Genomic DNA, 14,172 nt, shown 5'->3' with positions numbered 1-14,172 from the left:
ATGTACACAATAAAACAGACGCGTTAAGCGACTGCCGTCTCTGCTTCCAGAGGAACGATGAGGCTGGCATGATTGCCTTTGGGCCCCTGATGTACATCAAACCTGACAATTTGTCCGGCTTTGAGCGTACGGTAACCATCCATCTGGATGGTGGAATAATGGGCGAAGATGTCTTCGCCGCCGCCTTCGGGGCAGATAAAACCAAACCCTTTGGCATTATTGAACCACTTAACAGTACCCGTTTCCATGCTTCGACATCCTTCATGAATCTTATAAGTAAGATGGAATGAACCGGTGGGTGAGGGTGCGTTGTTCAAAACCTCGCCAACTCACGCCTGTACAATTTAGAGAAATCAGGCAACGCGTCAAGCGTCTGACGGGGTGAAATGGACAAGAATCAGTCAAAATTTTGAAGCAGTTAACGCTATTGCCATTAATGTGACAATGTTCGCGGATAGCAACGATAGATGATAGTTATCTGTAAGTTAAGGTAGATTCAAATGGCGTATAACTGGATGAGCAGCGGGCTGACAGCCTGCTTACTGTTTAGTTAACCAGCGATGAAAGTGGGCAATGGGTAAGACGAACGATTGGTTGGATTTTGAGCGACTGGCGGAAAATAAGCTCGACGAGGGGCTAAAACCGCCATCTATGTATAAAGTTATGTTAATGAACGATGATTACACGCCGATGGAATTTGTTATTGACGTGCTACAAAAGTTCTTTTCTTATGATGTAGAGCGTGCAACACAATTGATGCTGACGGTTCACTATCAAGGGAAAGCCATCTGCGGCATTTTCACCGCAGAAGTCGCTGAGACCAAAGTGGCGATGGTGAATCAATATGCCAGGAAGCACGAGCATCCGTTGCTGTGTACGCAGGAACTAGCCTGAACGGCGAATTATATTGAGGGGGGTGCCTATGCTCAACCAGGAACTGGAACTCAGTTTAAACATGGCTTTCGCCAGAGCGCGCGAGCACCGACATGAGTTTATGACCGTCGAGCATCTGTTACTGGCTTTGCTCAGTAACCCATCAGCCCGCGAAGCGCTGGAAGCGTGTTCAGTGGATCTGGTGGCGCTGCGACAGGAACTTGAAGCCTTCATCGAACAAACCACGCCCGTCCTCCCGGCGAGCGAAGAGGAGCGCGACACCCAGCCGACGTTGAGTTTTCAACGCGTACTGCAACGCGCCGTATTCCACGTACAGTCGTCAGGCCGTAGCGAAGTGACAGGCGCTAACGTGCTGGTGGCGATTTTCAGCGAGCAGGAATCCCAGGCCGCCTATTTGCTGCGCAAACATGAAGTCAGCCGTCTCGACGTGGTGAACTTCATTTCACACGGCACGCGCAAAGATGAGCCGCATCAGTCCAGCGGTTCAGAAAATCCAGTTAACGAAGAGCAAGCAGGCGGGGAGGAGCGTATGGAAAACTTCACCACCAATCTCAACCAGCTTGCGCGCGTCGGCGGCATTGACCCGCTGATAGGCCGTGATAAGGAGCTGGAGCGGGCGATTCAGGTGCTGTGCCGCCGCCGGAAAAACAACCCGCTGCTGGTGGGCGAATCCGGGGTCGGTAAAACCGCCATTGCCGAAGGCCTTGCCTGGCGTATTGTGCAGGGCGACGTGCCGGAAATCATGGCCGACTGCAACATCTATTCGCTGGATATCGGCTCGCTGCTGGCGGGCACTAAATACCGCGGCGATTTTGAAAAACGCTTTAAAGCGCTGCTGAAACAGCTGGAGCAGGATACCAACAGCATCCTGTTTATTGATGAAATCCACACCATTATTGGTGCGGGCGCGGCCTCTGGCGGGCAGGTTGATGCCGCTAACCTGATCAAACCGCTGCTCTCCAGCGGCAAGATCCGCGTGATCGGCTCCACCACCTATCAGGAATTCAGCAATATTTTCGAAAAAGACCGCGCACTGGCGCGTCGCTTCCAGAAAATCGACATTACTGAGCCGTCGGTGGAAGAAACGGTGCAGATCATCAATGGTCTGAAGCCGAAATACGAAGCGCATCACGATGTGCGTTATACCGCCAAAGCGGTGCGCGCCGCCGTGGAGCTGTCGGTCAAATACATCAATGATCGCCATCTGCCGGATAAAGCCATCGACGTCATCGACGAAGCGGGTGCCCGTGCGCGTCTGATGCCGGTGAGCAAGCGTAAGAAAACCGTCAACGTGGCGGATATCGAATCGGTGGTGGCGCGTATTGCGCGTATTCCGGAGAAAAGCGTCTCGGCCAGCGATCGCGATACCCTGAAGAGCCTGGGCGACCGCCTGAAAATGCTGGTGTTCGGCCAGGATAACGCTATCGAAGCGTTAACCGAAGCCATCAAGATGAGCCGCGCCGGTTTAGGCCACGACCACAAGCCGGTGGGTTCATTCCTGTTCGCCGGGCCGACCGGGGTAGGGAAAACCGAAGTCACCGTCCAGCTGGCGAAATCGCTGGGTATTGAACTGCTGCGCTTTGATATGTCCGAGTATATGGAACGTCATACCGTCAGCCGTTTGATTGGCGCGCCTCCGGGTTACGTCGGGTTCGATCAGGGCGGCCTGCTGACCGATGCGGTTATCAAGCATCCTCATGCAGTGTTGCTGCTTGATGAGATCGAAAAAGCGCATCCGGACGTGTTCAACCTGCTGCTGCAGGTCATGGACAACGGGACGCTGACCGACAACAACGGACGCAAAGCGGACTTCCGCAACGTGATCCTGGTGATGACCACTAACGCCGGCGTGCGTGAGACCGAGCGTAAAACGATTGGCCTGATCCATCAGGACAACAGCACCGACGCGATGGAAGAGATCAAGAAGGTGTTTACGCCGGAATTCCGTAACCGTCTGGATAACATCATTTGGTTCAACCATCTCAGCACTGACGTTATTCATCAGGTGGTCGACAAGTTTATTGTCGAACTGCAGGTGCAACTGGATCAGAAAGGCGTTTCGCTGGAAGTTAGCCAGGAATCGCGCGACTGGCTGGCAGAGAAAGGTTACGACCGGGCGATGGGCGCACGTCCAATGGCGCGCGTTATCCAGGATAACCTGAAAAAACCGCTGGCCAACGAACTGCTGTTCGGGTCGCTGGTGGATGGCGGCCAGGTCACCGTGGCGCTGGATAAAGAGAAGGGTGAGCTGACCTATCACTTCCAGAGCGCGCAAAAGCACAAGCCGGAAGCGGCGCACTAAGCGTAATGCGACAAAATAAAAGGCCGGGTGATTCACCCGGCCTTTTTGTATTCAACGCGCCGCAAGCCCGCAGCGCCGATTCGATTAATGCTTAGCGACTACGGAAGACAATGCGGCCTTTGCTCAGGTCGTACGGGGTCAGTTCAACAGTCACTTTGTCGCCCGTCAGAATGCGGATGTAGTTTTTGCGCATTTTACCGGAAATATGAGCAGTAACCACGTGACCGTTTTCCAACTCAACGCGGAACATGGTATTAGGCAACGTTTCCAGAACGGTACCCTGCATTTCAATATTGTCTTCTTTGGCCATCTAATCCTCTGGGGTATCACTACCAATGTTTTGAACCGGCAAGATAATGCCCAAGTTCACCAAATATGTAAAGATTTTGCGGTGGATAAACCGGCAAAGTTGATTCTGCGCATGACCCGATGACACGGGATTAACCGCATCCAGAACGCAAACGTAAAGGGGAGATAGAGCCTAAACAGTGGATCCTAAACGGCGGCGGGTAATGTGAAGAGTTTTCTCTGCGGGCAAGAGTATAGCACTCTCCCGTAAAATATGCGGAAAACATTATTTATTGCCTGTATCAAACAGCACTTTAGGCACCCAGCAGTGCGCCGGCAGCGGCTGTGGTTTAAGCAGGCTGAGGTAATTCAGGTAATCGCGCCGGGCAATCTCCACCGCGCCCAGCGACGCGGTATGATTATTCAGCACCTGGCAATCAATCAGTTTACCGCCCTGACGGATAAAATAGTCGCAGAATACCAGCAGCGCGGTTTTAGACGCATTCTCGCGGCGGCTGTACATCGACTCGCCGCAAAACAGCGCGCCCTGCGCCACGCCGTACATGCCGCCCACCAGCCGATCCTGATGCCACACTTCAATCGAATGCGCATGTCCGAGTTCGTGCAGCCGCAGGTAAGCGGTCAGCACTTCCGGCGTGATCCAGGTGCCTTCGCTGCGATCGCTGGCGCAGGCGTCGATCACTTCCCCAAAGGCGTGATTAAGCGTGACCCGGTAGGGCGAGCGGGTGTGAAAGCGCCGCATGCTGCGGCTCAGGTGAAACCGATCGGGGAACAGTACGGCACGCGGATCGGGCGACCACCACAAAATCGGATCGCCCGGCGAAAACCACGGGAAAATACCGCGCTGATAGGCCATTAACAGACGCGCAGGGCTGAGATCGCCTCCGAGGGCCAGCAGGCCATTCGGCTCCCGCAATGCACCTTCCGGCGACGGGAAGGTGATTGACTCACGAGAAAGCTGAACCAGACGCATCTTACCAGGCTCCACCGCAGGACGTTATCGTTCAATCATAGACTACGGAGGATTGGCGAAACTGGTAATATCGACCCTGTTTCGCCATCAATTCGTCATGATTTCCACTTTCAATAATTTGGCCATTATCCATTACCACGATTTGGTTAAAATCAGCCAAACCGCGCAGACGATGGGTGATCATTAATACGGTTTTATTGGCCGTCACCTTATCCAGCAGGGCTAAAATTTGCTGTTCAGTTTCGGCATCCAGCCCTTCCGTGGGTTCGTCCAGCAGCATCATTGGCGCATCGTGGAGCAGGGCGCGCGCAATCGCCAGACGGCGCAGCTCGCCGCCGGACAACTGGCGACCGCCTTCACCCAACCAGCTGTTTAAGCCGCTGTCTTCCAGCAGCTTGTCAAGACCTACCTGGCGCAGGGTTTCGGCGAGCGTTGTATCGCTGGCCTGAGGCGCGGCAAGCAGCAGGTTATCGCGCAGGGTGGCGCTAAACAGATGCACGCGCTGCGGCACCACGCTCATACTGGCGCGCAAGGCGTCTTCGCTGTACTGCGCCAGCGGGCGTCCTGCGAGGGTGATTTCGCCCGACTGCGGATCCCACGCGCGGGTAAGCAACTGCAGCAGCGTCGATTTCCCGCAGCCAGTACGGCCCAGCAGCGCCACGCGCTCCCCGGCATTGAGGGTTAATGAGACCTGGTTCAGCGCCGGTTGCGCCTGTTGGGAGTAACGGAAGCTGACGTTATTGAAGGTCACCGCCGTGGGTGCCGACGCGGCGGATGCCCCATCCGTAAAGACGACGTCGGGCTGCTGTTCGGTTAAATCGGTTACCCGCTGAGCGCTGGCGATCACCTGGCCTAAATGCTGGAATGCGCCCGTCACCGGCGCCAGGGCTTCAAACGCTGCCAGCGCGCAGAACACGAACAGCGCAATCAGCGCGCCGGGCTGGGTATTGCCGCCCACACCGCCCGCCGCCATCCATAACATCAGCACCACGGTCATGCCGCTGATCAGCATCATCACGCCCTGGGACAGCGCCGTTAGCCCCGCCTGGCGACGCTGGGCTTCCTGCCACTCGCTTTCTGTGGCGTCCAGCGTCTCGCGATAGCGATCCGCGGCGTTAAAAATGGTCAGTTCAGCATTGCCGATCAGCCACGCCGTCAACTGCTGGCGATACTGCGCGCGCAGCGCGGTGAGCGCCGCGCCGGTGCCCTTACCGGCGCGATAGAACAGAGGAGGCAGGAGCAGCACGGTGAGGAACATAATCCCGCCGAGCGTCAGCGCCAGCGTCACGTCCAGCACTGACAGCCCAACGGCGACCACCAGGATCACCACCAGCGCGCCGACCAGCGGGGAAATAACCCGCAGGTAGAGATGATCGAGCGTATCCACATCCGCGACCAGGCGGTTTAGCAGTTCGCCCTGGCGAAAACGGGCAATGCCGGAAGGGGAAAGCGGCAGCACTTTGGTAAAGGTGTAAACCCGCAGATGAGCCAGCACCCGGAAAGTGGCGTCGTGGCTGACCAGACGTTCAAAGTAGCGGCCTGCGGTACGGGTGATGGCCGCGCCGCGTACGCCGGCGGCGGGGAGCATGTAGTTAAAGCTGTAAACGCCGGCTACGCCAACCACGGCGGAGGCGGATAAAAACCAGCCCGACAGCGTCAGCAGGCCAATACTGGCAAGCAGGGTAATAATCGCCAGCACTACGCCAAGGCTGAGCATCCATTTGTGACGCTTATACAGCGCCAGGTAGGGAAGCAACGCGCGCATTTAAATCTCCTCCTGACGGTGGGCGAGTAGCGCCGCAAAGTGGCTGTTGCCGCTGGCGAGCGCGTCGAAACGCCCCTGTTCCACGATGTGGCCGTTACGCATTACCCAGATTTCATCCCACTCGCTGATGTAATCGAGCTGATGGGTCACCAGCAGGGTGCTTTGGTGGCGCGAGGCCGCATTCAGCGCCTGCATCACTTTCATTTCACTGTGTGCGTCAAGGCTGGCGGCGGGTTCATCCAGCATCAGTAGTTTGCACGGCGTCAGCAGCGCGCGCGCCACGGCGACGCGCTGGGCCTGGCCCACGGAAAGCCCTGCGCCCTGGTCGCCAATCGGCGTGTCGACGCCCTGGGGCAGCTGGCCGATAAACTCTGTCACCGAGGCGTTTTCCAGCGCGCTTTGCAGCGCGTGCTCGCTGGCATCCGGCGCGGACAGCAGCACGTTGTCGCGCAGCGTCGCGGCGGGCAACTGCGGGTTCTGCCCAACCCAACTTAAAGCCTCACGCCAGACCTGCGGATCGAGATCGCGCAGTTCAATCTCATTCACCGTCAGCGAACCTTCATAAGGCAAAAAGCCCGACAGTACATTCAGCAACGAGCTTTTACCGGCGCCGCTTTGGCCAACTATCGCGACCCGCTTGCCCGCGTCGAGGGTAAAATTGAGCGGGCCAGCCAGCGCGCTCCCCTCCGGCGAAAGCACGATGAGATTATGGGCGCGCAGCGTAATTGGATCGTTATTACTGAGTTTAAAGGTGCCGCGCGTCGGGCTTTGCAGCGGCGCTTCAAGGAACGTTTTCAGGCTGTCTGCCGCGCCTACCGCCTGGGCTTTGGCGTGGTAGAACGTGCCCAGATCGCGCAGCGGCTGGAAAAATTCCGGCGCGAGGATCAGTGTTAAAAAGCCTGCGAAAAGCGTGACGCCGACACCGTAATGGCCGAAATCGAGTTCGCCAAGATAGGAAAAGCCGAAGTAGACCGCGACCAGCGCAATCGATAAGGAAGTAAAAAATTCCAGCACGCCAGAGGATAAAAACGCCAGCCGCAGGACTTCCATGGTGCGACGGCGGAAATCTACCGACGCCTCGCGAATGTTTTCGGTTTCCGCCGCGCCGCGGTTAAACAGCCGTAGCGTTTCCAGGCCGCGCAGGCGGTCAAGGAAATTGCCGCTCAGACGCGCCAGTGCGGCGAAGTTACGGCGGTTGGCGTCGGCGGCGCCCATACCCACCATCGCCATAAACATGGGGATTAATGGCGCTGCGCCCAATAAAATCAGTGCGGCGGCCCAGTTCACCGGGAAAATCACCAGCACGATCAGCAGCGGAACCGCCGTCGCCAGCGCCATCTGCGGCAGATAGCGGGCGTAGTAATCATGCATATCATCAATTTGCTCGAGGATTAATGTCGCCCAGCTGCCGGCAGGTTTGCCGCTGATCCAGGCCGGGCCCGCCTGCTGGAGACGATCCAGCACCAGACGGCGCACTTCCCGACGAATATGCACCCCGGCGCGAAAGCCCACTTTTTCTCGCACCCACACCAGCCAGGCGCGCAGAATAAAGATCAGCACCAGCAGGGCGAACGGCAGAAGCAGCGCCTCTCGCGGGATGTTTTCCATGATCATATGGTTAAGGATGCGGGCCAGGATCCAGGCCTGGGCGATAATCAATAGCCCGGTCACGACGCCCAGCAGACGCGAAATATTCAGCCAGCGACGGGAGATTACACTTTGCTGTTTTAACCAGCGGGTCAGTTCTTGTTGGCGGGATTTATTCATCGAGTTGTAAGCAGGCGAAAGTCCAGTGAACTAAGGGTATGAAAGCGCGCAGCCATGTTACAACGACAAAAAAAGAAAGGCGACTTATTCAGTCGCCTTATTTAACTTGCAGAATTATTTATTGTTTTCCGCCAGTCCGTCCAGGTAGCGTTCGGCGTCCAGCGCCGCCATACAGCCGGTCCCGGCGGAGGTGATTGCCTGGCGATAGATGTGGTCCATCACATCGCCAGCTGCGAATACGCCCGGTACACTGGTCTGGGTCGCGTTGCCGTGGATACCTGACTGCACTTTGATGTAGCCGTTTTCCAGTTCCAGCTGGCCTTCAAAAATCCCGGTGTTCGGGCTGTGGCCGATAGCGACAAACAGCCCGGCGACGTCGATAGATTCAACGTTGTCGGTATTCAGGGTGTCGCGCAGGCGCACGCCGCTGACGCCCATTTGATCGCCGGTCACTTCTTCCAGGGTACGGTTGGTGTGCAGCACGATATTGCCGCTGGCGACTTTATCCATCAGGCGTTTGATGAGGATTTTCTCGGCGCGGAAGCTGTCGCGGCGGTGGATCAGGTGAACTTCAGAGGCGATATTCGCCAGATACAGCGCTTCTTCTACTGCGGTATTGCCGCCGCCGATGACCGCCACTTTTTGATTGCGGTAGAAGAACCCGTCACAGGTAGCGCAGGCGGAGACGCCGCGGCCTTTGTACGCCTCTTCAGAGGGCAGGCCGAGATAGCGCGCCGAGGCGCCAGTCGCGATAATCAACGCATCGCAGGTGTACTCGCCGTTATCACCGAACAGACGGAACGGCTTGTTCTGCACATCAACTTTATTAATGTGATCGAACAAAATTTCGGTTTCGAATTTGGCGGCATGCTCGTGCATGCGTTCCATGAGCGCAGGGCCGGTCAGGTCGTGCGGGTCGCCAGGCCAGTTTTCCACTTCAGTCGTGGTGGTAAGCTGACCGCCTTTTTCCATACCGGTGATCAGTACCGGATTCAGATTCGCGCGCGCGGCGTAGACGGCAGCGGTATATCCCGCCGGGCCGGAGCCGAGAATAAGCAGCTTACTGTGTTTCACTGTGCCCATGAGGTCCTCATTGTAGTTGGCAAACAATGGGCAGGATTGTAGGGAATTTACCGGGCTAATAAAAGAGTGCAGCGATTTTGTTAACGATATGTGTAATAGCTTAAAGCAATCTTATGTATCGGTTTTACGCCGCAGAGTATTAGGGATGCGAATGAAATCCGGTCAGAGATAAGGTGATAAAATGAGGAATAATCCCCAGCCGTAATCAATATCTGGCACGTTCTACTAAAAATCGATGTTTTGCTTTGACAATCCCCTGCGCATTTGCGAAAACATTCGAGGAAGAAAAAAGCATTTGCGCGGGTAGACCCTTTTTACCTTCTTCAGCTTATGTATTTTTACCGGGCAATTGAAATCTACGCATGGCGTGGACAGACGCCATACGTGATGTCGATTGCTGCCTGAGGGCAACGGACTTCTCAAAATATATACCCTAAATAATTCGCGTTGCAGGAAGGCGGCAAGTGAGAGAACGCCCAGGAGTTTCCATCAGTAAATGACTGGGATGAACGAGCGCAGCCAACGCATCTGCAACCTGAAGGATAACGGGTAAAAGACCCTGGACAATGATGTTTTACGGGTAGTGGCAGGTGTAGGGAAGGAATAGAGAGAGACAATAATAATGGTAGATAGCAAGAAGCGCCCAGGCAAAGATCTCGACCGCATCGATCGTAACATTCTTAATGAGCTGCAAAAGGATGGGCGTATTTCCAACGTCGAGCTTTCTAAAAGAGTGGGACTTTCACCGACGCCTTGCCTTGAGCGTGTGCGCCGACTGGAACGTCAGGGTTTTATTCAGGGCTATACCGCTCTGCTGAACCCACACTATTTAGACGCATCACTGCTGGTTTTCGTTGAGATTACTCTGAATCGTGGCGCGCCGGATGTGTTTGAACAATTTAACGCCGCTGTGCAAAAACTTGAAGAAATTCAAGAGTGTCATCTGGTTTCAGGCGATTTTGACTACCTGTTGAAAACGCGTGTGCCGGATATGTCTGCGTACCGTAAATTGCTCGGTGAAACCTTGCTGCGTCTGCCGGGTGTGAACGACACCCGTACCTACGTGGTAATGGAAGAAGTGAAACAGAGCAATCGTCTGGTTATTAAGACTCGCTAATGCGGAACAGGTGCAAAGTCGCTGTAGTTTGATTACACTCCTGTTAATCCATACAGCAGCAGTGCCGGGGCGACCCGGCGCTGCTGTCCGTTTTAGCTCGAAGAACCTGGAGAGCCTTTCTTGAGCCAGGAATACACTGAAGACAAAGATGTTACCCTGACAAAGCTGGATAGTAGTCGTCGACTTCTGGAAGCTTTGCTGATTCTGGTTGCCCTTTTTGCCGTCTGGTTGATGGCGGCGTTACTCAGTTTTAATCCCTCCGATCCCAGCTGGTCGCAAACGGCCTGGCATGAGCCTATCCATAATTTAGGCGGCGCGCCCGGCGCATGGCTGGCTGATACCCTGTTCTTCATTTTCGGCATTATGGCCTATACGCTGCCCGTGATTATGATCGGCGGCTGCTGGTTTGCCTGGCGACATCGCGCGAATGAAGATTACATTGATTATTTCGCCGTCGCGCTACGCCTGATTGGCGTGCTGGCGCTCATCCTGACTTCTTGCGGGCTGGCGGCCATTAACGCCGACGATATCTGGTATTTCGCCTCTGGCGGGGTGCTGGGCAGCTTATTAAGCACCGCCATGATGCCGCTGTTGAACAGCAGCGGCGGAACCATTGCGCTGCTGTGCGTCTGGGCTGCCGGATTGACGCTGTTCACCGGCTGGTCCTGGGTCGGTATCGCCGAAAAAATCGGCAGCGTGGTGTTAAGCGTTTTAACCTTCGCGACCAACCGCACCCGTCGTGACGATACCTGGCAGGATGATGACGAATACGAAGACGACGAGTATGAAGACGATCAGGATGAGGTCGTCGCTAAAGACTCCCGTCGCGCACGCATTCTGCGCGGCGCGCTGGCGCGCCGTAAACGGCTGGCCGAAAAATTCACCAACCCAGTGGGGCGCAAAACTGACGAGGCGCTGTTCTCCGGCAAGCGCATGGACGAGCCTGACGACGTCCATTATCGGGCGGGCGGCGTTGAGCTTGATCCCGATGATGTGCTGTTCTCCGGACAAACGGCGTTAGCGCCGGAAGAGCAAAACGATCCGTTATTAAGCGGCTATTCCGTGGTGCCGACTGCGGTTCCGGCAGCGGTTCAACTCGTTGCGCCAGCCGCAGCGACCACGCCGCAGCCCGTTCAATACACCGCCGCGCCGCAACCGCAGGAGCCGGTGGTGGAATGGCAACCGGCGCCAACGACCCAGATTCCGGAAGCGACCATTGCGCCTGCGCCTGAGCATTATGACCATGTGCCGGTAACGCCGCCGGTGGATATGCAGGCTCAGGCGGCTTATCAGCCTTATTCCGAACCGCAAAGCGAGCCTTACCCGCCGACGCAGACGTGGGCCGAAGACGCGCCTTATTCAGCGCCAGCTTACGAAGAAACACCTGCCGCGCCCGACGTGAAGCAAACCCGCCCGCCGCTTTACTACTTTGAAGAGGTTGAGGAGAAGCGCGCCCGGGAGCGTGAGCAACTGGCAGCATGGTATCAACCGATTCCTGAGCCTGCTCAACCGGCTTACGAACCCAAACCGGCTGTTGCTCCGGCCATGCCGACGGACAACATCGCACCGCCCGATATGACGCCAGCCGCTTCGCAGGTTCAGGCAGCCGCGCAGGCGGCAACCGCTGCCGCGGCCTTTACTCCGGTATTCAGCATTGCCAGCGATGCGCCGCGCGCCCAGGTAAAAGAGGGTATTGGTCCGCAATTGCCGCGCCCGAATCGCGTTCGCGTTCCCACGCGTCGCGAGCTGGCTTCTTACGGCATCAAGTTGCCTTCCCAGCGCATGGCGGAGCAGCAGGCGCGTCACGCGCAACAGCCGTTTAGCGATGATGAAGCAGACGCCCGGCAGCAGGATGAACTGGCCCGCCAGTTTATGGCGCAACAGCAGCAGCGCTATCAGGATGCCGACAGTCAGCCGCAGGGCATCGACGATGCAGATGAAGAACAAGCGGAACTGTCGCGTCAGTTTGCCGCACAACAGCAACAGCGCTACGCGGGTGAACAACCTTCTGGCGCGATGCCGTTCTCGCTGGATGACTTCTCGCCGATTAAAGCGCTGGTTGACGATGGTCCAGGCGAGCCGCTGTTTATGCCGAGCCCGGTGGAGGATGAGCCTCAGCTGGTCCACGTTCAACCGCAGCCGTCGCATCCGCAGCCTTCCGCTTACCGCGCGTCTGTGCAACAGCAACCGGCTTATGCTGCGCCAGCTCAGCCCCAGCAGCCTGTGCAACACCCAGCTTATGCAGCGCCGGCTCAGCCACAACAGCCTGTGCAGCACCCAGCTTATGCTGCGCCGGCTCAGCCCCAGCAGCCTGTGCAGCAACCAGCTTACGCTGCGCCGGCCCAGCCACAGCATCCGGCCTACGCCGCACCGGCACAGCCTGCAGAACCGCCGCGTGAAAGCTTGATCCACCCGTTATTAATGCGTAACGGCGATAGCCGTCCGTTGCAAAAGCCGTCCACGCCGCTGCCGTCGCTGGATCTGTTAACACCGCCGCCCGCAGAAGTTGAACCGGTGGATACCTTTGCTCTGGAGCAAATGGCGCGTCTGGTAGAAGCGCGTCTGGCCGACTTCCGGATCAAAGCCGACGTGGTGAACTATTCACCCGGCCCAGTGATCACCCGTTTCGAGCTGAACCTTGCTCCTGGCGTAAAAGCCGCGCGTATCTCTAACCTGTCCCGCGACCTGGCGCGTTCGCTTTCTACGGTTGCGGTGCGCGTCGTGGAAGTGATCCCAGGTAAACCTTATGTCGGCCTGGAATTACCGAACAAAAAGCGCCAGACGGTTTACCTGCGTGAAGTGCTGGATAACGCCAAATTCCGCGACAACCCGTCGCCGCTTAGCGTGGTGTTGGGTAAAGATATCGCGGGCGATGCTGTGGTCGCCGACCTGGCAAAAATGCCGCACCTGTTGGTAGCGGGGACCACCGGCTCCGGTAAGTCGGTGGGGGTCAATGCTATGATCCTCAGCATGCTGTATAAAGCCACGCCGGAAGAAGTGCGCTTTATTATGATCGACCCGAAAATGCTGGAACTCTCGGTATATGAAGGAATTCCGCATCTGCTGACCGAAGTGGTCACCGATATGAAAGACGCTGCCAACGCACTGCGCTGGAGCGTTAATGAGATGGAACGCCGCTACAAACTGATGTCAGCCCTGGGCGTGCGCAATCTTGCTGGTTATAACGAGAAAATCCTCGAAGCCGAACGCATGGGCCGCCCAATCCCGGATCCGTACTGGAAGCCGGGCGACAGCATGGACGCCACCCATCCGGTGCTGGAAAAACTGCCGTATATCGTGGTGCTGGTGGATGAATTTGCCGACCTGATGATGACGGTTGGTAAAAAAGTCGAAGAGCTGATTGCCCGTCTGGCGCAAAAAGCCCGTGCGGCAGGCATCCACCTGGTGCTGGCGACCCAGCGTCCTTCGGTTGATGTGATTACCGGCCTGATTAAGGCCAACATCCCGACGCGCATCGCCTTTACCGTGTCGAGCAAAATCGACTCACGCACTATCCTTGACCAGGGCGGCGCGGAATCGCTGCTGGGCATGGGCGATATGCTGTATTCCGGACCGAACTCCACCAGCCCGGTGCGCGTCCACGGCGCGTTTGTACGCGACCAGGAAGTGCATGCGGTAGTACAGGACTGGAAAGCACGCGGACGTCCGCAATACGTTGATGGCATCACCTCCGACAGCGAGAGCGAAGGCGGCGGTGGCGGCGGATTTGACGCTGGCGAAGAGCTGGATCCGCTGTTCGATCAGGCGGTGTCGTTCGTGGTCGAGAAGCGTAAGGCATCCATCTCCGGCGTACAGCGCCAGTTCCGTATTGGCTATAACCGCGCGGCGCGCATTATCGAGCAGATGGAAATGCAGGGCATCGTCAGCGAGCAGGGCCACAACGGCAACCGCGAAGTGCTGGCACCGCCGCCGTTCGAATAACATACCGGCGCTTTACCGTG

The 14,172-nt window shown here is 56.8% G+C and carries 10 protein-coding genes; 4 read left to right on the top strand and 6 right to left on the bottom strand.

Annotation, left to right across the window (positions count from 1 at the left end):
- Positions 1 to 23: 23 nt before the first annotated feature.
- Positions 24 to 248 (bottom strand): cold shock-like protein CspD, encoded by a 225-nt coding sequence (gene cspD, locus GV764_RS19085; RefSeq protein WP_161661496.1) that lies wholly within the window; start codon positions 246 to 248, stop codon positions 24 to 26.
- Positions 249 to 573: 325 nt separating this feature from the next.
- Here cspD and clpS point away from each other — a divergent pair, with 325 nt between their 5' ends.
- Positions 574 to 894, top strand: coding sequence for an ATP-dependent Clp protease adapter ClpS (gene clpS, locus GV764_RS19080; protein WP_002463110.1), 321 nt, complete (start codon positions 574 to 576; stop codon positions 892 to 894).
- A gap of 28 nt (positions 895 to 922) precedes the next feature.
- On the top strand, positions 923 to 3,196 hold the full coding sequence (gene clpA / locus GV764_RS19075; protein ID WP_125291765.1) for an ATP-dependent Clp protease ATP-binding subunit ClpA: 2,274 nt from the start codon (positions 923 to 925) through the stop codon (positions 3,194 to 3,196).
- 91 nt (positions 3,197 to 3,287) lie between these two features.
- Here clpA and infA read toward each other — a convergent pair whose 3' ends face one another.
- The 5 genes from infA to trxB all read right to left on the bottom strand — a co-directional run bounded on the left by infA (position 3,288) and on the right by trxB (position 9,093).
- Positions 3,288 to 3,506 carry a translation initiation factor IF-1 gene (gene infA, locus GV764_RS19070; RefSeq protein WP_001040187.1) on the bottom strand — a complete coding sequence of 73 codons (219 nt, stop codon included), beginning with the start codon at positions 3,504 to 3,506 and terminating at the stop codon, positions 3,288 to 3,290.
- 264 nt (positions 3,507 to 3,770) lie between these two features.
- Positions 3,771 to 4,478 carry a leucyl/phenylalanyl-tRNA--protein transferase gene (gene aat / locus GV764_RS19065; protein ID WP_161661495.1) on the bottom strand — a complete coding sequence of 236 codons (708 nt, stop codon included), beginning with the start codon at positions 4,476 to 4,478 and terminating at the stop codon, positions 3,771 to 3,773.
- A gap of 31 nt (positions 4,479 to 4,509) precedes the next feature.
- Positions 4,510 to 6,243: a heme ABC transporter ATP-binding protein/permease CydC gene (gene cydC, locus GV764_RS19060; RefSeq protein WP_161661494.1), complete on the bottom strand. Its 1,734-nt coding sequence runs from the start codon at positions 6,241 to 6,243 to the stop codon at positions 4,510 to 4,512.
- A complete protein-coding gene (gene cydD / locus GV764_RS19055) occupies positions 6,244 to 8,010 on the bottom strand; it encodes a heme ABC transporter permease/ATP-binding protein CydD (protein ID WP_161661493.1) in 1,767 nt (588 codons plus the stop codon). It abuts the gene before it with no gap.
- 114 nt (positions 8,011 to 8,124) lie between these two features.
- Positions 8,125 to 9,093: a thioredoxin-disulfide reductase gene (gene trxB, locus GV764_RS19050; protein WP_151604202.1), complete on the bottom strand. Its 969-nt coding sequence runs from the start codon at positions 9,091 to 9,093 to the stop codon at positions 8,125 to 8,127.
- Between the two features lie 622 nt (positions 9,094 to 9,715).
- Here trxB and lrp point away from each other — a divergent pair.
- Together lrp and GV764_RS19040 are read left to right on the top strand one after the other, a co-directional pair.
- Complete coding sequence (gene lrp / locus GV764_RS19045) at positions 9,716 to 10,210, top strand: leucine-responsive transcriptional regulator Lrp (protein WP_000228469.1); 495 nt, start codon at positions 9,716 to 9,718, stop codon at positions 10,208 to 10,210.
- A 120-nt stretch (positions 10,211 to 10,330) separates the two neighbouring features.
- A complete protein-coding gene (locus tag GV764_RS19040) occupies positions 10,331 to 14,152 on the top strand; it encodes a DNA translocase FtsK 4TM domain-containing protein (protein ID WP_161661492.1) in 3,822 nt (1,273 codons plus the stop codon).
- The last annotated feature ends 20 nt before the right edge of the window (positions 14,153 to 14,172 follow it).

The organism is Atlantibacter hermannii (assembly GCF_009907385.1).
Classification (GTDB): Bacteria; Pseudomonadota; Gammaproteobacteria; order Enterobacterales; family Enterobacteriaceae; genus Atlantibacter; species Atlantibacter hermannii_A.
This window is presented reverse-complemented; position numbering and strand designations above follow the sequence as displayed.